The following is a 19,149-nucleotide window of genomic DNA, read 5'->3' as shown; positions in this document are numbered from 1 at the left end:
CTTTAATTTTTAGTGCTTAAGGCAAGGGTGTAGATATAATTCATTTCTGCAGCTACCTTTTTTTTATGAATTACTTTCATGGAAATACCTTGGTGTATTGCCAATTTTTGAATTGTGGCTATTTGGCAATCTTCTGAAAGAATCATGTAGGTTTGCGCATTTTCTTCTAAATATGATGGCAATTGCTGAAATAGCTTTTTAAAATATTCAAAATCCTCTCCACAGAACCAGGCCTGCTCTTTTATATTTTTAGCCTTTCGTGGATAATACGGGGGGTTGATAAAAATGTAGTCAAAATGATGTTCCCGTAAATTCTCGAACAAATCGGAATGTCGTATTTCTACAGTGCACTGATTGTGATCCGCCGCTTTTTCCAAAAAAGACAATGCCGTGGTGTTAATATCCGTGGCGGTAACTTTAGCCCCTTTTTTGGAGGCATATAATGCTACTATTCCACTGCCGCAGCCCAATTCTAAAAAACGCTTCCCTTGAAGTTCCATAGGGCTCATGAAATCCAGTAATATTTTAGTGCTGAGTGTTAAATGCGGTGGAAAAACATCGGGATGTACAAGCACTTCAATATCGTCATAGCGGTACTTTCGGGGTTTGGAATAGTACCACTGTGCTCCTTTTTTTAAAAAAGGATGGGTCAGTTTTTTTAGAAATGCTCGCATTATTCAGAATGAAAACCTTCGATTTCGGGCTGGCGATATTTCCATAGCTTGTGCATGGCCTTAATTTCGTAGGGGTATTTATAAAAACCGCTCTTATATCTAAACTTGGATACTCCCCGCAAAAACTGTTTTTTTAATCCTTTGATCCTAAAATCAGAGGCCGTGGGATAATAGCCGTTCAATACCGTTTCAAAGTTTTGGATTTTATCCACCATTGTTGCATTTAACCAAGGTGTTAAGGGGTTCTTGCGTAAATCAAATTTCGCCCAGGCAGGATTCAACCAGTCTTCCAGATCTTGAGGGAACTTAAATCCGGCACTCTGTATTTGCTCATATAGTTCGGATCCTTCCGTGGCAACAGGACTGTAGAGGTAGATAATGATTTCGGTATCCGGATTGATCTCCTTGATTTCTTTGATAAAATTAATATCCCAATCAATTTGTGCCATCACCTCTTCCGGGGTGTCCGCCGGCATACCGAGTACAAATGAAAATTCGGGAATAATGCCAATTGGATATAAGCGTCTCGCAAATTCTTTAATGCCATTTCCAGTTTGCGTACCTCCTTTGTTCATTTGTTTTAGGATGTCATCATTTCCCGTTTCGGCACCCAGAAAAATCATCTTGCAACCCGCTTCCTTCATCAAATTAAGATCGTCGTCACTGTATTTATTGATCGTATCTATTCTACCTTCTCCCCACCAAGTGATATTATCATCTTTAATCAATTGGGCAAATTCAACGACCCTTTTTCTAGAGGTGAAAAAATTATTGTCATGAAATTCAACCGCATCAATATCATATTTATCAATGAAATATTTAACGTCGTCATATACTGTTTGGGCAGATTTTGCCTTCCAACGACCATCATAGATAGGTACTACCGCACAAAAAGAACAGGTAAAGGGACAGCCTAAACTAGAATGGTACGAGAATGTCCGCTTTCCTAAAAAAGTCTTACACAAATAATTGTGTAAGGGGTAAAAAGAATCCAGGTGTTTGTAGGGCAAAGGAGGTAATGAGTCTTGATCCAAAAGAGCTTCCTTTGCTGTTTTGACTATGGTGCCTTCCTCATCTAAATAAATAAGATTTTTAATATTTTTGAGTCCATCCCGATCGTTCTTCTCCAATGCATTCAATAAAGAGGGGAACGTAACGTCCCCCGGACCATTTACAATAAAATCCACAAAAGGGGATTCTATGGATACCTTAAACTGGTTGGAAGCAAAATACCCGCCCCATATGGTAACGGTACCGGGAAAAGACGCTTTTACTTTTTTGGTAAATGGAATAGCCTGACTCAATTGTGGTCCTGGCATTACCGTAGAACAGAAATATTTAAATTCCCCAGTATCAAAATAAGATTTAATCTTAGCCCAAGGATCTTTTTCCAAGTTGCCATCAACAAATACAAAGTCGTACAAACCGTAGATCGATGCACCGACCTGTAAAATGGAATTAGGAATCCGATGCTTGCCTTTAGCACTACGTGGATTAAAAATTAAAGCTTTGTTGCACATGATACGGATAGTTAAAATAAGAGATTGGTAAAGATATTATGATTCTATTGATTTCTCCTTTTGCAATTGCAAGATTTTGAGGATTCCATGATTAAAAGGCACTACAACATCTGCTGCAGGCAGGAAATAACCCTCCCGCTTTATGTAAATCTGTTCTTAATCTTCGCAACACATCGGAAGACCATATTTCCTTCAGTGTTTGTTCGTGCATGTTCCCTAAGGTTAAATTATAACATCTGCCGTGTGCAGGAATGACCGAGCCATCTGATTTTATCATGATGCTTGTGTAGACCGCATGGCACAGTTTGCCAATGATTTTTTCGGTTTGATGATAGTACAATGCTAAGTTTTCCTTTGTAGTGATTTCTGGAGAGAAATATACTTTAAAGGGATAATCCGATTTTTTGATCGTCTGAATTTCCAGAAGCAAACGATCAAGATCCATATTGTCAAAATTCAAAAGATCAATATTGGAGTCGGAAGCAGGATATAGTACGTTCCAAGGAGAATCCTCATGCAATTGCGCAGCTGCCTTGGTGACAAATTGTGTATGCATGAACCCAATATCATGGATAGGTAAATGTTTTAGTGATTCCAGTAATTCGTGTAGTACTTCAATATTCCATTCCGTAATGGCACAAATGATACTGACCCTAGGTTTTTTAGGACCGCTTAAAAGTTCCTCAATACCTTCCAAGGCTTTTTGAAAGGATTTCTTATGCCCTCTTATTTCATTATGAACGTCCTGAGGCCCATCTAAAGATACGTACACTTCATTGATACCTGCATCCACAAGTTTTTTGGCCTTATGCTTTAATGTTAATGCATTGGTGGTAATGGTGGTGCGTAATTGTTTTTTGTCGGCGTATTCTAAAGATTCAATTAAATGTGGATAGACAAGGGGTTCCGTAAAAGCATAGGCCAATTTGGATTTTGGGTAATATGCTGCAGTGTCATCAATTACTTTTTTAATCAAATCCAGAGGCATATTCAAGGGGTGGGTACCTACTAAATTTTGGGCAAAATTACTATCGAGGTTTTGGGTGCCTATATCACACATTTTGCAGTGCAGGTTACAGACATTATTTACCCCTAAAACGATCCATTCGGGATGGAAAAGATAATTCTGAGGTAAAAACTTTTTATTAACCTTCTTTAATACTCCTAAATTCATATAATTTTCTTTATAGCTTTTATACCATTAGTAAGAATCCTTGCGTTGAGAATCTTATAGCTATCGGTATCGTATAAATATCCGAGAAACCCTTGATTTTACCCAAAAATAGGCAAATTTTAACTTTTTACATGCATGTGGTTTCTAAGACAAGAGCCCTTAGCCTTGTTCTTTGATGAAAAAATCTATTTCCCACTATACTATCATTTTTCAATATTTGAAGTGTGAGAATTCTTTTTTCAATGTTTTTAAAAAGAGTTGCTTCTCTGCTGTTGTCAATTCATTTTTCCAATACCCATATTGTCCTTTTCGGAGGAGTTTGGTATCTTCTTTTTTCAGACTTTCGGCTTTTCTATGGGTAAAGGATTGTTTGGAAATACTATCTAATATTTCCTCATCAGTGCGGCTTAATTCAAGATACTCTGTTATTTTTTTACATTCTATTAAAGGCTGACTCAGCATGTTCTCATAAGAAACAAATAGGATATTTTTCTCCAAATAAGGCGTATAATGAGCTTTCCAAGACATCGCACACCATCGATTTAAATTAGGATTCCCTTTTAAGACTGCTTTTATCATTTGTTTTTTTCGATACTTTAAAGGTACAAAGGCATGTAAAAAGCCTTTGAGCATGTGATATAATGCGGTTCCTTTGGGTAGTCTTTTAATAAAAGTTCTAAATGTTGTGGGAAGGAAATCAAAGTAGTGCATCCCAGAGATTACGACATCTCTGGGATCCCGTATGACATAAATAATTTTATGTATACTTTCGGAACTTGCAGAAAATATTTCATCGTAGATATGATGGGATTTACTGCATTGAAATTTGGAGATCCGTTCTAATCCTTCATATTTTTTTTGACTTTGATCAAAATAGCCCCATTCCCCTAGGATAGGACAGTCAGCTAATTCTCCAACCAATCTGCAAATCCAATGCGTTCCACTTTTAGGATATCCTACTACAACGATATTTTTTTTGGGAAACTCAGACATTCGTCCAATTTATGAACGAAGATAGAGAATAATACCAGTTTCTCATTTACAATGACTCCATTTAAAAGTCTTTTTTCTTTCTACTTTCACAAGAAAGAGAAGCTATTACCCTAACTGATCCCAATTTCTCTATTTTTGTGTAAAGAAAAAACATTCCTTCTCTTAGTATCTTTTTAAATGAGAATTAAGAACTGAATCCAAAATATAAAATAAACTTACAATAGTGATAAGGGACAATTGTTTTTGTATTCTGATCAAACAACTATCTTTATGGTTTTCTTGTATGGACATGTATAGGATATGAATTATAAAGAACAAACTCCTTGTGTTATATGGTTTACGGGGCTTTCTGGGTCCGGGAAATCTACCTTGGCAAATGCTTTGGAGAAGGAATTAACGGCCCGTGGTCATCACACCTATGTGTTGGACGGAGATAAAATCAGGAAGGGATTGAACAAAGACTTGACATTCACCCCCTCGGATCGTTCAGAGAATATTCGTCGAATAAGCGAGACCGCAGCTCTATTTTTAGATGCAAAAGTGAATGTGATAGGAGCTTTTATTTCCCCTTATGAGAAAGATAGACTACTTGTAAAACAACGCGCAGGCAGTGATAATTATATTGAGGTATATGTAAGTACCCCAATAGAAATTTGCGAGGCAAGAGATGTGAAAGGGTTTTATAAAAAAGCACGAAATGGAGAAATAAAAAATTTCACAGGTATATCAGCACCTTATGAAGCTCCCGTAAATGCGACTTTTGAAATCGATACAAGCATATTGGATGTCTCGGAGGCTATTCAAATAATTTTGAAATATATTTTAAAAAAAATGAATAGCACCGTGTAGTATATGAGAAATGGCAATAATGTTGAAGCAATGGGGCGGCCATAAAAGTCGGACTTTACCTAAAACCTTTTGGTGCACTTATGAGGTAATTTTCCACCTGCTCTTTTTTATATAAAATAACGCCCCTACACTTATTAGTTGACCTATAACTTTAATAGCAAGAGCACCTTCAATTTTATAGAGAGGAATAGTATAGTATCCTAAAACAATTTGAAATAATGCAATGATTGCAATAACTATGGCAATAGTATATTGTTGATCCCGCTTGTAAAACTCTGTTACTAATATTATGTGTAAAAATAAGGTGGTCACAAAAGTGAATCCCATTGCATAACTGAATATTGTAAAATTAAAGCCATAAACGTAGTGGGTCGTGAAATATAGAACGGGTAAGAATAAAATAGCCGAAATAATACCAATCCATGCTGATTGCCTTTGTATTTTATTTAAAACCATGCTTTTTAAGCGATAGAGGTTTTTTAAATAAGGGTTTACAATATATGCAGTCCCCAATTGTGCTAGGGATAGAATGCTCACAAAAATCTGATAATGACTCAATTCGGATTTCGTAAAGAAAATAGTGCCATAATAGGTGTCAATTCTAGATCTGAAAGTACCCAAGAGCATGGGAAGGAAAAAAGGAATAGATCGTACAATGACTTGCAAGTCGATTTTCATTTTGACATTGGTGAATTTTCTAAGATAGAAAACACTATAGCATACCGCCTTTAGAATACCAGCTATGACTACTAGAGTCAAGAGTAGTCGTAAATCCAATGTTCCATTAAAAATTAGTATGGCGCCGATAATAAATATACTGCGCAATGATTCCACGAAAATACTGAACTTAAAATCCTTCTGGTAGAGGATCAATACTTCAAAAGATTGATTGTAGAATAGCGAGAATGCCCATAAAGAAATGAGAAGGCGATAGTGCTCAAATAATGGTACTAGGAGAATTATGCCTAGACTGACTAGAAACAATAAAATTCTAGAATTAAAATTAGTAACCCAAGATTGATGAATTTTCGAAGGTAATTCACTGAAGGATTTTAATAAAAAACTTTTGTTTTCAAAATATGCGAACAGTACAATTAGATTCACCCATAAAAAGAATTCGACATATTCACCCCATAGAATATCCGAATGCTTTTTTATAATAACATAAGAGATGACCAATTGGGAAAGCGTAGCGATATGTTTTCCTATACCATATAAAGAAGCTATCTTTAATCTTGAAAATGATTTGTATAGATCAAGCTTCATATATCTTTTATTTCGATGAGAATTATGCCTTAGGCAATTTGTGGGTTAAGAAGATAGTATGATGCAAAAAACGGATTAAGGAAAACTTAAGTTTATCATGAATATACATGATACTGGGTTTAAAATGTATTGAAGATGCATGGCGAGAATATTTGGAAGAATATGAAATGTATTTTACACGAGTCTTCATACAATATGGTCGTAGCACCATTGCACTGATTCGAATGTTCCGAAAATGTTCGGGGAATTGGCTTTCAATACACTTTGATTCCAATGTCTTGAAATTCAAAGTATTGACAATCAGACAAACTTTGAAAGGAATCAACATACTATTTCTTATTTGTTGGGTCAATATTAATTAAACTACTCTTTGACCAAAACATGCTTGTAGTTTTTTAAGGCAAATTTAAGCGTTTCCCAAAAATTACGTCTTTCCGATTTAATATATACATGAAAGTAAATCAGGCCAAACCAAGCCCTGAAAAAGATGTTGGAGGGCAAGCGGATCAAACGCTTGATCAAAGGATAGGTCCACGGCCATAAGACAACGGTTTGGAAGAACTTTTGTAAATTTTGAATCTCACGTTTATGTGGAATATCCAATTTAGTTTCTAAGAAGAAAGACTTGTCCAAGGAATCATAATCAAATTCTTTTCCTAAATACCCCTTATTGAAGGCATAATCCGTTAACTCCGTACCCGGGAAAGGAGAAAAAATGGAGCACCATGGATAGTCTGCCTTAATTTTTATATTGAGTTCTACTGTAGAAAAAGCATCTTCCAAGGTTTCGTCGGGCAGTCCCACAATGTTATAGGTTCTAAATGTTATTCCGGCATCGTGAAGCAATTTGGCAGCTTTTAAGATTTGTTCATCCGTTAATTGTTTATTGAGTATTTTATTTCTCAGTTGTTCATTCCCTGATTCAATGCCAAAGAAAACAGATTTACAACCTGCCTCTGCCAATTTATAGGCGTATTGTTCATCCGAAGCAACAATATCGGCTCTTACCAAACAGATGAATTCTACATTGACCTCTTTCTTGTATACTTCCAAGAATTCATAGAGCCATTGCTTTTTCATGCCAAACACATCATCGGCAAAATAGATGATCTCGGCATTTGTTTCTGCAAGAAGTCTTTTACATTCCGCTATAGCCCTATCTATTCCCCGTATTCTAACATACTTGCCTTTTCCTTTGTACATGTCACGCATGGCATCCTCAAAACAAAAGGTACAGTGAAAAGGGCAGCCTCTTGATGTAATTACATTTCGTACTTTTCGTTCTCCCAACTTATTTAAATCGTCATAAAGGGAGCGATCAGGAAAAGGATAGTCATCTAGATCAGGCCTTAAATTCCGCAGTGGGTTATGGGTCTTCTCATTGTTTTCTATAAAAGATACATTGGGAACATCCTGAAAGGACTCGTTGCGATCGATCCTATCCATAATCTCTTTCATTGTTTCTTCTCCTTCACCTCTTACCAGATAATCTACCTCGGGTTCTTCTATAAAATCTTTGAAGAAAGTAGGGTGCGCGCCCCCAAAAATATTTTTGATGCCATATTGCTCCTTAATCTGGCCCGCAATGTTTTTTCCCCAATAATGACTGCCACTCATAATGGAAAAACCTACCAAATCTGGTTGAAACCTTTCTATCCTTTCCTTAAAATCCTCAAAAGTTTGACCTATGGCCAATTCGCATTCATGGCCATGATTTTTTAACATGGATGAGATATACATGGGACCGAGAAATTCATAGTCCAAATTTTGAAGAAACAATAATTTAGCCATAATTCTTTTTCATAGATTTAATATGGTAATAACTAAGGAATAAAAATACACATAATAAGCCCCAAAACCTTGGGTAATGCAGTAATAAATTGATTGTTGGCAATTGACTGAAGTCTGGAATATGATCTGGTCGGATGGTGAGCGTTATAAAAATCAATGCCGAAACGATTATTAGTGCTTGCATTGATTTTACAGAAATGAGCCATTTAAATAGATATAGAATGGGCCATAATAATAGTAAAAAGTGATAGGATGCTGATGCTGGAATTAATACAAAGACTCCAATAATACCAATAGATACTATGACCGGGGTAAGTTGATAGTGATTTTTTTTATAAACAACTCCCATGCACCCAAGAATTATACCGATGAAAAGATATTTTATTAGGGGCTTTAATATAGGTTGATTTACGATCGGAATTGGATTTTTCAATGAATCATAAACAAATAAATTATTAAGTAAGGAGTCGATCGATTGAAAAGCCACGGCATATTTGCCTTGCCCTGGAACATTACCTTGTATGTGGGATGAGAAATGTTGAAAAAAGGCTTCATAAGCTGCCTGATCCAAAAAATAGACTAGCAAGGTAGGTACTGCGATTCCCAAGAAGGTGTAAGCCAGTATGCTCATTCTTTTTTTGTGTTTTAAAAGGTACCCCAAAAAAATAATGGGCAGGTACTTTAATGCCGTTACGATACCCATAAGGAAGCCAATTAATTTAGTTCTGTTTGCCATGTAGTCTTGACCAAACAACTCCATAAGTAAAAAGCCGATAAAAAGATACAACTGCCCAAGATTTATGCAACTGGCAAGAGGAAAAGTAAATAAGGATAGAAAAAAGATGGCCCGCTCTAAGGACCAACCTGTTATTTTTCGAATTCTAAAGGGTAGAATTACTAGCATTAAAACATTAAGTATCAACCAAATTCGTTTGGCCATTAGGGGCTTGAATATGGTTAAGGGCAGATAAACATAGGCAGTAACCGGAGGGAAAGGAGAAAACTTGGCCCCTTTTGGAATGCCCATAGATTCTGCTTCCCCTTTGAACCAATCATTGTCGTAAAATTGATGAATGGATGCTCCTTGGGATAGAAGTTTGGCCGATACATAGTAATTATTAAAATCCCCGGTAGTGGTATTCCAACCATTTACTACGCCTTTAAATATGATTAGGGCCATGGCAATGGAAATCCAAAGCTTGATGACAATGGTATTCGTGAATAGTTTTGTTCCAAGAGTCTTCATAAAACTATTCATTTTCCCCAGTTTTGGTAGACATGCCCTTATTTTTTGTAATGGTCGCATAGAAATCCATATGGCGACCATACGAGTTTTTCAGTAATTGTGTTCCGATTACAAATGCACTTAAGGCAATTAATGCGCCATTAAATAAACCTAAAGTAATGGTACTTGCCCATCCCAGGATGGCATTGCTGGTAAATAATTTTTGGTATAAAATATAAGCCGCAAAAATAGTCAGGCCAATGACTAAAAATATAAATATCCAAAGACATACCAATAGGAGTCGCTCCGAGTATTCAATAAAAGATTTGATGGCATGGTTTAGCAAATCCACTAGATTCATTTTAGATTTTCCATGACCTCTCTTATTTCTGTCAGCCTCGATATATGCTCTACGGGATGCGAATTTGGAAAGAAAAGCGGGAAAATGAACAAAACCAGAAGTAGTAACACGATGTAACATGGTTCTGTTCAATAAGCAAAAGTTCCCAAAATGTATCGCTTGGCCTGTAATCATTTTAAAGATCATTTTATAAATGACATAGCCAAGTTTAAATACAAAGGATTCTTTTCTTTTTTTTCGAATAATATGAACCACATCACAGTTTTTTTGCGCAATCATTGAAGGGATCAGCTTGGTGTCATCTTGGCCATCGCTATCCAAGACTATGAACTGTTTTGAAGTCGAGGTTTTTGCATACATCAAGCCTTGAAAAATAGCTTGTTGATGCCCAACATTAAAATCCAATTCCAACACAGTAAGTACTATGTTTTTGGAGGTAAAAGAAAAGGTGTCCAGTAACTGTGCGGTTTTATCGGTCGACCCATCATTCACAATAACTACTTCAAATAAGGCATCTAAAACCCCGCAACTTTCTTCAAGAGCATGAAGAAAGTTGATAATATTAAGCTCTTCATTGTAACATGGAGCTAAAATTATTATGGAATCATTGCTTATCATGGGACTAAGATTTTTTATAAATTAAATGCCCTTCGGTAGTGTGCTTCAATTCATATTTTTCTGAAAAAATACTATTTATTTCTGGACTATAAGAATTCGCCCAATGCCCGGGAAGTGTTTTCAGGACCACGATCCAATCTGCTTTGTTCGATTGCATATATGCAATTAATTCCTTTTGCCATGCCACAATATGGGAGGGCGTTTTGAAAGTGGGCTCTTTTGTAAGCATTCTACCCTCTCTGGCCAATCTACAGCTTGTAATTGCGCCCAGTTCTAGATAGATATTAGGATCTTGCCCCAATACCAATACTTCATCTTGAGGGTTTACTTGTGTTTTTAAATATGAAACTACCGGTTTACGGAAGCTGTACATGGTTTTGAAATCTGGAGCCAAGAAAGTTTGTCCGGCATCAAAATTGGGGGTGGCAAATCCTGCACGAATAAAAACTGGACCCGTTTTTAAAAGAGGAAAAGCCATGAGAATACAGAAGAGACCCAAGAACACTTTCTGCCTATTTTCTGAAAATCTAGAATGTAAAGTCGTAAACATTTCAATAAGACCCAAGGTCAAAAATGGCCATAAGATGCTATATTGATAGGGGTACAGTCTTCCCTCTACAATGAGCATGAGGCCTATGCCAATGGTCAAAAGTTTTAGCATAGTATTTTTTGAAAAAATAAACAAGCCTAACAATCCGCCAATTCTAAGTACAGGATCATGAAGGAAAGCTCTCCCCGTTTTAGACAAGACCCGGAAACTAATCCGGGATACATTACCCGCATAATTATAAACAGTATCCAATACAACGGCCTCCCAGAAACCGTAGAATGTGTTGGAGAGTAATAAATAGGTTGTAAAAACAATGCTGGGAATCCCTAACCCTAAAAGGAATTGAAATGCTACCTGCCTTTTGGACATGTTCAATGCATTTTTAGATTTCCGCAAGAACGGAAGTAAAAGAGGAACGGCTATAAGTAAGGCGGTAGGTTTTACCCAACAGGCCAACGCAACCAGTATTCCAATGCGGAAATAACGATTTTTCACTGTTGGAGCTATCATATAATAGGCAACTGCAACGTAACAGGCAGTAATGATATTGGTAACATCGGCAGTGTTTCCCGGACCATCAATAAGTACATGTTGCAACCAAAATACAATGGCCATATAACCAATGGATTTTGAATACTTCAGTTGGGATAAGCGAAAGAGAAAAAAACCAATGATTCCTAGGATCAGAAGGTCAAAAAAGCGGTAGGCCATGCTTGTTTCACCAAAAATGAGAGAAGCTAGCGCATAGGTCAATAAACCCATTGGCCCCTTCTTTTCAATAAAACCGGTATAAGGCAATCCCCCGTTTTTCATCACTAAACCTTGATAATGATAGAGTCCCTGATTATAAGCAGATGGAAAGTTAAGATAAAGCACCACGGTCAAAATGATCAATGCTCCTAAAAAAAAGGGTATCCAAAAAGTGGATTTGTAATCAAAAAAGGAATATGAAGGATGACCTATATTCATAAGCTAATTAGTTGAATACTGATTTAAGTACATACCAGCCTTCTCTAAAATGAATTTTGAATTCTGTCCAATTTCGTAAACTGAGCAATTTGTCCCAGATATATTTGGGCCTGAAGTAAAAAGATCGATACGCTTTATTTCTCAACTGTTGCAACTCCTTTTTGCTTAGTATCCCTGTGCCAATAGTCACTTCATTTCCGGATTGGTCCATGATTTCCAAGGAATCATCAATCAATCCGTTGGTGAGCGCCTCTGTTCTGAAAGACGTATTGCTACGCGGTACGGCAACATTAAAGGATGCATAATCAGCCTCAATTTCCTTTGCAAAAACCATGGTATTCAATATGGATTGCTTGGATTGTCCCGGCACTCCGATTAAAAACGTCCCCAGGCGCTTTATCCCAAGTTGTTTTGACAAAGCAAAGGTTGTTTTTATCTGTTCCGTGGTATAGTGTTTTTTATAGTGGGTCAATAACTCATCCTCCGCCCATTCTACACCAAACATAATTAGAGAGCAACCTGCAGCCTTCATCAATTTCAATTCTTTTTCGTCCAACACATCTACCCTAGAAAAGCACATCCAATTTAGACCGTAGTTCTCGGCAACCATCCACTCCAAAACTTCCTTGGTAATGGCTTTGGATTGAAAGAAGGTCTGATCGGAAAAATATAGAAAGCGATATCCATTTTCTTTCAATGTTTTCAATTCGGAAATGATGGAAGCGGCTGTACGTGTGGTATAGGGGAGGGTAGACATAATACAAAATGTACAGGGGTAGGGGCAGGCGTAATTGGTCAAAACTGTAGCTATAGGAAGTGCATTGGCAAAGGGCATTCTATAGTGACCTTTAAAAAGAGATTGTTTTGGCGCGGCCATATCCATTGGCTTGGAACGCTTACTGGGTTTTGTGATAACTCCTTCATTTGATCGGTACACCAGACCTTCAATTTCTTCTTTCCCTTCTAGGAATTGTTTAAAGCCATCCTTGAAAAAATTGGTTATAATGGCATCCAACCAATCATATTTTTGAAATTTCTCCTGATGTTTCTCCAGGAGTGCATCACCAGAACAGGCAATGATAACATTGGGTTTTCTTTTTTTTATGGCTTTGTAAAAGGCGAGGTCTTCGGGTAGGGAAACAGCACCGATCAAGCCAATAATATAATCGGGGTCGGAACGATCAATTTTCTCAAGTGCCGATTTTTCATTTATTTTTTCAGCAATACAGTCTATAACCGAGACCCTATAATCGGGTTCATCGAAAAAGGTAGATTGCATTAATAAATCAACAGGTTGTGGAAGGTAATATGCCTTTGAAACCTTAGAGCAATAGTAGTCCCTGATATAGATTTTTTTTCCGGGAGGATTTAAAAACAGGATGTGTTTGGCTGAACTCATGCTACAATTTCTTTTTCCAGCTTTGCGAAGCTAATTATTTTTGAGGCCATTTCCCCTGTATTTCTCAGCTTAAAGCAGGTGATCTCTCCTTGGCAAGATTTTGCGATTTGAGATTTTGGATGTGTAAAACAAGGCGCACAATCTATTTCTGGGTTAAAGTTAAGCATATGGTTACTGTCTTTATACCCTACTAAACGCGAAGAAGTTGGCCCCCATATACCTACCGTTTTTATCCCAAAGAAATGGGCCAAATGCAAAGGGCCTGAGTCATTGGTAATAAAAAGTTTAGCTTCTTCCAAAAAGGTGATGAACCCGGATAAATTATGTTGGCCAGCAATATTGTATACTTGAGGAGCGGGAATTCCAAGGCTTGTTAAACGATTTTTAAACGCTTCTACATAGTGATATTCAGCCTTTGCTCCGGTTAAATAAAATTCCCAATGGGGGTTTTTATCGTGGAGTGTTTTTATTAAATCGGCATATTTTGAAGGCGTAAATTTGCGTTCGGAAATATAATTTCCAGCATTGATATTTACAAATACTTTATTAGAGCTAATAGGTTTGTTTTCCCGTGCCAAAGGTTCAATATATGTGTGATGGAACATCTCCGCTATAGCCTGTGTTGCGGGTTTATTTTTTAGCGATACAAAGAATTGCCCTGGTCTATTTTGATTTTCCGATTTAAAATGAAAGGAGTGACAAGGTTTTTTAAATCCGATCATCAGTCTAAACAGCCCAGAAATGTTTGAAGCCCGTTCCATATCCAGTATGGTCGTATTTTTTAATTTCCAGATGTGGACAATGAGTTGGAATACACTACGAATAAAAATCAATGGGTGCTTAGTGTTCACATAAAGAGCCTGTAAATCCAAGAGATCAATAACCGATTTGTTTTTATACAGGGTAACAAAGGTCACTCGTTCCTTTGGGAGAGCTATGGCATCCATGACATGAACAATCCTTGTGATACTGCCCAATCCAAAAAACTTTAAAACCAAAAAATGCTGATTTTCAGGAGAAGACTCCCCTTTCCGTTTCAGTGCATTTATCACGGTATAGAAGGGTTTGAAAAGACTGTCGATAAAAATTAAAAATTGATGTTTCATTCAATAAAATGGGCTTATGACGCAGTTTTTATAAAATGTTTATCGATGATATCACAAATGCAATGCGCAATGAATATATGGGTTTCCTGTATTCTTGAGGTGTGCGTTGAGCTTACCACAATGTTTCTGTCGCAAAGGCTGTTCATTGATCCGCCTTCGTTACCACTTAATCCAACGACAAAACTTTGTCTGGCTTTTGCAAGTTTAAGGGCGTTGATCACATTTTTACTTGTTCCACTGGTACTTATGCCAATGACAACATCTTTAGCGGAAACAAAAGCCTCCAATTGCCGGGAAAATACATCGTCATATGAAAAATCATTGCTAATGGAGGTGAGGGCTGAGGTATCTGTTGTTAATGCGATTGCTGGTAATGCCCTTCTTTGCTTGCTGTTGAAATTACCGACAAGCTCTGCAGCCATATGTTGGGCATCTGCTGCACTGCCTCCATTTCCAAATAGGACAATTTTTCCGCCTGCCTCCAGACGTTCAATACAAGTATTTGCGATAAGAAGAATATCCTTTTCATATAACTGAATAGTCTGCTCTATTACCTTAATATGTTCTGTTAATTTTTCAGATATCATTCCTTAATTTGTTAATTATCTCCGATGTGCTTTTGCCTTCTACAAAATCTATGAGCGTAACGGTGTCGGCAATATCACTGCCCACTACTTCTTTATTTTGATAATCGGCGCCTTTGACCAAAACGTTTGGCTGTATCACTTTAATTAATTCGTAAGGCGTGTTCTCATCAAAAAGCACGGTATAGTCAACAGATTTTAACGATTTTAAAAGGTAGGCCCTGTCAAATTCTGGATTAATGGGACGCTTGTTCCCTTTTATTCTTTTCACAGAGTCATCTGTATTTACGCCCACAATTAAAATATCCCCAAGTGCTTTTGCCTTTTCCAAATAGGTGATATGACCAAGATGTAGAATGTCAAAGCAACCATTGGTAAATACTACTTTTTTCTTTTGTCGTTTGGCGTTGTCCGCAATTACTTCGATTTCATCCCGGGTTTTGATATGATGTTGATTGGCATAAATTTCATCAATTGTTGCGGTCGCTACCCCAATTTTACCAACAACAATACCAGCGGCCAAATTCGCGAATTTTATAGCTTCATCAATATGACTATCATGTGCTAATTTATACCCTATGGCAGCAATGACAGTATCGCCGGCTCCAGTAACATCATATACTTCTTTGGCCTTAGTAGGGAATATTCTGAGTTCATCATCAAAAACAGCTATCCCATCCTGACTTAAGGTAATAATGGAAACTTCTAGTTCATAGGCCGATTTGAGTTTTTGAATGCTATCAGATAGATCGGTATTGTTGGGGTCAAAACCCGTAGCAATATTGGCTTCTTTCTTATTGGGAGTTAGCAAATAAGCACCCGTATATTTTGAATAATCACTGCCTTTGGGGTCGGCGATTACTTTGATATTTTCTTCTTTGGCGCGCTTAATGATCTTACTTGTCAATAGGTCTGTTAACACCCCTTTTCCATAATCCGAGAGGATTATTATTTCATAATTTTTAATTATGGACGAATAGATTTCAAAAACTTTGTCTGCACTCTCTTCGGAAATATCTTTTGTGGTTTCCCTATCGTAGCGCACGATCTGTTGATTTGAAGAGAGAATCCTTGTCTTTTTAGTGATTAGCCTACCGTGTTCAACAATAATATAATCTGTGGAAATGTTTTTCTTTTGAAGTAAATTATGCAAGACGGATGCATTGTCGCAACTGCCAATTACGCTGATAACATCTACATGGGCACCAAAAGCCAATAGGTTGTTCACGACGTTGCCCGCGCCACCCAGGACCGATTTTTCTTCACTGATATCAATCACGGGCACAGGGGCTTCCGGAGAGATGCGTTTGCTGCTCCCGATCAGATATTTATCGATCATTAGATCCCCTAAAACTAAAATGTTTTTCATTATTTGTTGCTCCAATTAAACGTTTGTTTGATATAAGGGATATAGTCGCTAATGCCCTGTTCCAAGGTGTATTTTGGTTGGTAGCCTAGAAATTTTTGACTTAAACTGATATCTGCCCTAGTATCCGTTTGATAGGCCGTATAGGGATTTTCAAAATAATCGATTTCGGTATGATTATTTAGTTCTTGTTGCAAGATATGTGCGATGTCATAAAAACTACGACTTATGCCGCTACCGATATTATAAATGCCATTTTTATTTGTAGAGCATGCAAGGATATTGGCGGTGATAACGTCTTTGATGTACACAAAATCGCGCATGATTTTATCCGAACCGATAAATAAACGCGGAGATTTTCCTGCCAAAATTTGGTGTGCTAGTTGAATGACCATGGAAGAAGTCTTGTTTTTATAATATTCTCCCTCCCCATAAACATTGAAATATTTAAGACCTACAATATGCATTTTTGGATATGCTAAACTATAGGTTTTAGCCATTTGATCCATGGCATACTTTGAAAATCCATAGGTGTTTTCCGGGGCATCATCACCAATTTTTTGAGGAGACGGACTGGAACCATAGGTGGCCGCCGAACTGGCATACACAAGTTTTGCCCCATGAGATCGGGTGATTTCCAAAATCCTATGAAAACTATTGACATTGGTTCTCATGATTGCTTCTTGATCATAAACACGTGTATCCGAAATTGCAGCTAAATGGAAAATATAATCGAATTGATACGAGTTCAATGTACCAAGGTCCGCACTATTCGTAATGTCCCCACAGATAATATCTCCTTTAAAACCAATTAAGTTTTTGTAATGCCCAAAACTCCTCAAATTCCCGTTTTCGAAAGTTTCCCCGTTCCTGAACAGATCAAAAACCACGACCTTACTTTGAGGATATACCTCCTCTAAGTGGAGCGCGATGTTGGATCCAATGAATCCGGCGCCACCTGTTATTAATATGGTTTTATTCGTAAAGCTTTCTTCCATTGAAATACGTTCTAACGAATATAATTACTGATTTCATTCAGAGATGGGAGTATAAATTGAGCATCGCTCTTTTGTTTTAAAAAAGTGCGGTCATTTTTAATGAGGATCGTATTGGAAATGCCAAAGGTATTCGCTGCACTAATGTCACTTTCCTTATCACCTATCATCCATGAATTTTTCTTATCTATCTTATATTTCTTATCGGCCTCTTCCAACATGCCCGTTCTTGGTTTTCTGCAATTGCAATTGTCCTCTTGTTTGTGTGGACAATATAGGACATCCAATATTGCTATTCCTTGTTCATTAAATCTATTCAACATCCAATGGGTAAGAATATTAAAATCCTGCTCCTTGTAATACCCTCGCCCAATTCCGGATTGATTGGTCACAATAATTAAATCAAACCCTCTGCTTTTTAAATACTTGAAGCTGTCAAAAACCCCTTCCGAAAATTCAAAATCTTCAATTTTGTGTACATATCCAGTGTCTTTGTTGATTACGCCATCCCTATCTACAAATACAGTTCTCATAATGTAAGCATTTGCCCATTCGTTTATAGGGTCATCTTTTAATTCCATAAAACACTACAGTCTTTTTAAGACCAACACTTTTAGTGATATAGTTACTCCCGAATGCTTTCAGGTGCTTCTTGCACCTGAAAGGGTGCCAAGGCATCGATATCCTTTCTGTGATACGAATCTCCTAAAAACACAAACTCTTCGTAAACATGTGTCTCTAAATGCGATAGTTTCTGTTTTACTTCCGTTACAGGCATATTCCATTCTCTAGATATGCGCTCTGCATTGGGTTCCATAAAAGCAATGTAAAGCAATTCCAATTCGGAATGTAATTTTTTGTTTTTAAAATTTTTGTCCTTCCACAATGAATCTTGATAAGTCTGTAACCTATGGTTAAAATATTTCAAGGTATCATTAAAGGTGGTATATTTTAGATAGGTATCATGATTTTTCTGTGATCTGTATAAGGGTTGTACAACTACCTCATGACACCAAATACACTTTGCGGGCTTTCCGGCCCGGGTAACATTTTTATTGGCAACTCTTTTTATTTTCCCGTCCAAATCGTAAACACCAAATTTTAATTGTCCGTTGGGCATTATCTGCATGGTCTCATATTCTAAGGTATCTTTGCTAATACTATCTATTTCTGCGGATATAAAAGCTTGATTATTTTTTTCATGGATATTGGAAAAAGAAATGATCCGATCTACCTTTGAAATGCTGGAGTTGTCAATATAACCCTTTGCTTCCGAAAACTGATAAAGTTGATCAAATGCCTCGAGATCTTCTGGGACACCTGCAATGGCATAATAATTATGGGAACGCCCAAAGATCAATGATACATACCTGCCAAGGTCAAATGTTTTATTGATAGTATAAGCCTCTGTATTTTTAAAATTGTAATGCAGTTTGGATAGGACGGTGGCCGCCTCTTTGGAAAACCCAAGTTGATTAGCATCTAGCGTAATGATGGAGTCTTTGGGATTAAATTTTAGTAATGTGGAGTCATTCGCTACTGTAGATCCTAAATAGGACAACGCCCATTTTAGCCCTGTAATACTTCTTTCAAAAGTATCCTCATCATGAGCCTTATTCCATTTCAGGGAAATTTCATTGTCTTGCTTAGCGCAGGAAAAACAGACTAAAACCAAGGCAAAAGATAATGTAGAAAGGAATGATTTCATA

17 protein-coding genes are annotated in these 19,149 nt (G+C 37.1%); 1 reads left to right on the top strand and 16 read right to left on the bottom strand.

The annotated features are described in order from the left end of the window. Window positions 1–2 precede the first annotated feature (2 nt). From ACEXOE_RS03725 to ACEXOE_RS03710, 4 genes are all read right to left on the bottom strand, one after another. Window positions 3–674 (bottom strand): methyltransferase, encoded by a 672-nt coding sequence (locus ACEXOE_RS03725; protein WP_394747383.1) that lies wholly within the window; start codon window positions 672–674, stop codon window positions 3–5. Further along, complete coding sequence (locus tag ACEXOE_RS03720) at window positions 674–2,194, bottom strand: B12-binding domain-containing radical SAM protein (RefSeq protein WP_394747382.1); 1,521 nt, start codon at window positions 2,192–2,194, stop codon at window positions 674–676. Before ACEXOE_RS03720 ends, ACEXOE_RS03725 begins: the two co-directional genes overlap by 1 nt. A gap of 91 nt (window positions 2,195–2,285) precedes the next feature. Then, complete coding sequence (locus ACEXOE_RS03715; protein WP_394747381.1) at window positions 2,286–3,368, bottom strand: radical SAM protein; 1,083 nt, start codon at window positions 3,366–3,368, stop codon at window positions 2,286–2,288. Between the two features lie 210 nt (window positions 3,369–3,578). Further along, window positions 3,579–4,361: a sulfotransferase domain-containing protein gene (locus ACEXOE_RS03710; RefSeq protein ID WP_394747380.1), complete on the bottom strand. Its 783-nt coding sequence runs from the start codon at window positions 4,359–4,361 to the stop codon at window positions 3,579–3,581. Window positions 4,362–4,661: 300 nt separating this feature from the next. Between ACEXOE_RS03710 and cysC the strand changes: the two genes are divergently transcribed. Continuing rightward, window positions 4,662–5,210, top strand: coding sequence for an adenylyl-sulfate kinase (gene cysC / locus ACEXOE_RS03705; RefSeq protein WP_394747379.1), 549 nt, complete (start codon window positions 4,662–4,664; stop codon window positions 5,208–5,210). A 78-nt stretch (window positions 5,211–5,288) separates the two neighbouring features. Here cysC and ACEXOE_RS03700 read toward each other — a convergent pair whose 3' ends face one another. From ACEXOE_RS03700 to ACEXOE_RS03645, 12 genes are all read right to left on the bottom strand, one after another. Beyond that, window positions 5,289–6,476, bottom strand: coding sequence for a hypothetical protein (locus ACEXOE_RS03700; RefSeq protein ID WP_394747378.1), 1,188 nt, complete (start codon window positions 6,474–6,476; stop codon window positions 5,289–5,291). Between the two features lie 363 nt (window positions 6,477–6,839). After that, complete coding sequence (locus ACEXOE_RS03695) at window positions 6,840–8,267, bottom strand: B12-binding domain-containing radical SAM protein (RefSeq protein WP_394747377.1); 1,428 nt, start codon at window positions 8,265–8,267, stop codon at window positions 6,840–6,842. Continuing rightward, the gene (locus tag ACEXOE_RS03690) at window positions 8,260–9,525 is read right to left on the bottom strand and encodes a glycosyltransferase family 87 protein (RefSeq protein WP_394747376.1); all 1,266 of its coding nucleotides are present in this window, start codon (window positions 9,523–9,525) and stop codon (window positions 8,260–8,262) included. The genes ACEXOE_RS03695 and ACEXOE_RS03690 overlap by 8 nt, the downstream gene beginning before the upstream one ends. Continuing rightward, a complete protein-coding gene (locus ACEXOE_RS03685; protein WP_394747375.1) occupies window positions 9,518–10,471 on the bottom strand; it encodes a glycosyltransferase in 954 nt (317 codons plus the stop codon). The genes ACEXOE_RS03690 and ACEXOE_RS03685 overlap by 8 nt, the downstream gene beginning before the upstream one ends. A gap of 4 nt (window positions 10,472–10,475) precedes the next feature. Further along, the gene (locus ACEXOE_RS03680) at window positions 10,476–11,990 is read right to left on the bottom strand and encodes a glycosyltransferase family 39 protein (protein WP_394747374.1); all 1,515 of its coding nucleotides are present in this window, start codon (window positions 11,988–11,990) and stop codon (window positions 10,476–10,478) included. Window positions 11,991–11,997: 7 nt separating this feature from the next. Beyond that, a complete protein-coding gene (locus ACEXOE_RS03675; protein ID WP_394747373.1) occupies window positions 11,998–13,389 on the bottom strand; it encodes a B12-binding domain-containing radical SAM protein in 1,392 nt (463 codons plus the stop codon). Further along, on the bottom strand, window positions 13,386–14,495 hold the full coding sequence (locus ACEXOE_RS03670; protein WP_394747372.1) for a glycosyltransferase family 9 protein: 1,110 nt from the start codon (window positions 14,493–14,495) through the stop codon (window positions 13,386–13,388). The genes ACEXOE_RS03675 and ACEXOE_RS03670 overlap by 4 nt, the downstream gene beginning before the upstream one ends. A 14-nt stretch (window positions 14,496–14,509) precedes the next feature. Then, a complete protein-coding gene (locus tag ACEXOE_RS03665) occupies window positions 14,510–15,082 on the bottom strand; it encodes a D-sedoheptulose-7-phosphate isomerase (protein ID WP_394747371.1) in 573 nt (190 codons plus the stop codon). Continuing rightward, window positions 15,072–16,448, bottom strand: coding sequence for a D-glycero-beta-D-manno-heptose-7-phosphate kinase (gene rfaE1, locus ACEXOE_RS03660; protein ID WP_394747370.1), 1,377 nt, complete (start codon window positions 16,446–16,448; stop codon window positions 15,072–15,074). The genes ACEXOE_RS03665 and rfaE1 overlap by 11 nt, the downstream gene beginning before the upstream one ends. Then, on the bottom strand, window positions 16,448–17,443 hold the full coding sequence (rfaD, locus tag ACEXOE_RS03655) for an ADP-glyceromanno-heptose 6-epimerase (RefSeq protein ID WP_394747369.1): 996 nt from the start codon (window positions 17,441–17,443) through the stop codon (window positions 16,448–16,450). Before rfaD ends, rfaE1 begins: the two co-directional genes overlap by 1 nt. A gap of 11 nt (window positions 17,444–17,454) precedes the next feature. After that, on the bottom strand, window positions 17,455–18,021 hold the full coding sequence (gene gmhB / locus ACEXOE_RS03650) for a D-glycero-beta-D-manno-heptose 1,7-bisphosphate 7-phosphatase (protein ID WP_394747368.1): 567 nt from the start codon (window positions 18,019–18,021) through the stop codon (window positions 17,455–17,457). Between the two features lie 44 nt (window positions 18,022–18,065). Then, window positions 18,066–19,148 (bottom strand): hypothetical protein, encoded by a 1,083-nt coding sequence (locus ACEXOE_RS03645; protein ID WP_394747367.1) that lies wholly within the window; start codon window positions 19,146–19,148, stop codon window positions 18,066–18,068. Between the last annotated feature and the right edge of the window lies 1 nt (window position 19,149).

It is taken from the genome of Spongiimicrobium salis (assembly GCF_043678055.1).
Classification (GTDB): Bacteria; Bacteroidota; Bacteroidia; order Flavobacteriales; family Flavobacteriaceae; genus Spongiimicrobium; species Spongiimicrobium salis.
The sequence above is the reverse complement of the archived record's forward strand: the minus strand, read 5'-3'. Positions and strand labels throughout refer to the sequence as shown.

What these genes read in the sequence shown, in the direction of transcription:
- ACEXOE_RS03725 (WP_394747383.1), bottom strand. Translation starts at nt 674, where the DNA reads ATGCGAGCATTTCTAAAAAAACTGACCCATCCTTTTTTAAAAAAAGGA.
- ACEXOE_RS03720 (WP_394747382.1), bottom strand. Translation starts at nt 2,194, where the DNA reads ATGTGCAACAAAGCTTTAATTTTTAATCCACGTAGTGCTAAAGGCAAG.
- ACEXOE_RS03715 (WP_394747381.1), bottom strand. Translation starts at nt 3,368, where the DNA reads ATGAATTTAGGAGTATTAAAGAAGGTTAATAAAAAGTTTTTACCTCAG.
- ACEXOE_RS03710 (WP_394747380.1), bottom strand. Translation starts at nt 4,361, where the DNA reads ATGTCTGAGTTTCCCAAAAAAAATATCGTTGTAGTAGGATATCCTAAA.
- cysC (WP_394747379.1), top strand. Translation starts at nt 4,662, where the DNA reads ATGAATTATAAAGAACAAACTCCTTGTGTTATATGGTTTACGGGGCTT.
- ACEXOE_RS03700 (WP_394747378.1), bottom strand. Translation starts at nt 6,476, where the DNA reads ATGAAGCTTGATCTATACAAATCATTTTCAAGATTAAAGATAGCTTCT.
- ACEXOE_RS03695 (WP_394747377.1), bottom strand. Translation starts at nt 8,267, where the DNA reads ATGGCTAAATTATTGTTTCTTCAAAATTTGGACTATGAATTTCTCGGT.
- ACEXOE_RS03690 (WP_394747376.1), bottom strand. Translation starts at nt 9,525, where the DNA reads ATGAATAGTTTTATGAAGACTCTTGGAACAAAACTATTCACGAATACC.
- ACEXOE_RS03685 (WP_394747375.1), bottom strand. Translation starts at nt 10,471, where the DNA reads ATGATAAGCAATGATTCCATAATAATTTTAGCTCCATGTTACAATGAA.
- ACEXOE_RS03680 (WP_394747374.1), bottom strand. Translation starts at nt 11,990, where the DNA reads ATGAATATAGGTCATCCTTCATATTCCTTTTTTGATTACAAATCCACT.
- ACEXOE_RS03675 (WP_394747373.1), bottom strand. Translation starts at nt 13,389, where the DNA reads ATGAGTTCAGCCAAACACATCCTGTTTTTAAATCCTCCCGGAAAAAAA.
- ACEXOE_RS03670 (WP_394747372.1), bottom strand. Translation starts at nt 14,495, where the DNA reads ATGAAACATCAATTTTTAATTTTTATCGACAGTCTTTTCAAACCCTTC.
- ACEXOE_RS03665 (WP_394747371.1), bottom strand. Translation starts at nt 15,082, where the DNA reads ATGATATCTGAAAAATTAACAGAACATATTAAGGTAATAGAGCAGACT.
- rfaE1 (WP_394747370.1), bottom strand. Translation starts at nt 16,448, where the DNA reads ATGAAAAACATTTTAGTTTTAGGGGATCTAATGATCGATAAATATCTG.
- rfaD (WP_394747369.1), bottom strand. Translation starts at nt 17,443, where the DNA reads ATGGAAGAAAGCTTTACGAATAAAACCATATTAATAACAGGTGGCGCC.
- gmhB (WP_394747368.1), bottom strand. Translation starts at nt 18,021, where the DNA reads ATGGAATTAAAAGATGACCCTATAAACGAATGGGCAAATGCTTACATT.
- ACEXOE_RS03645 (WP_394747367.1), bottom strand. Translation starts at nt 19,148, where the DNA reads ATGAAATCATTCCTTTCTACATTATCTTTTGCCTTGGTTTTAGTCTGT.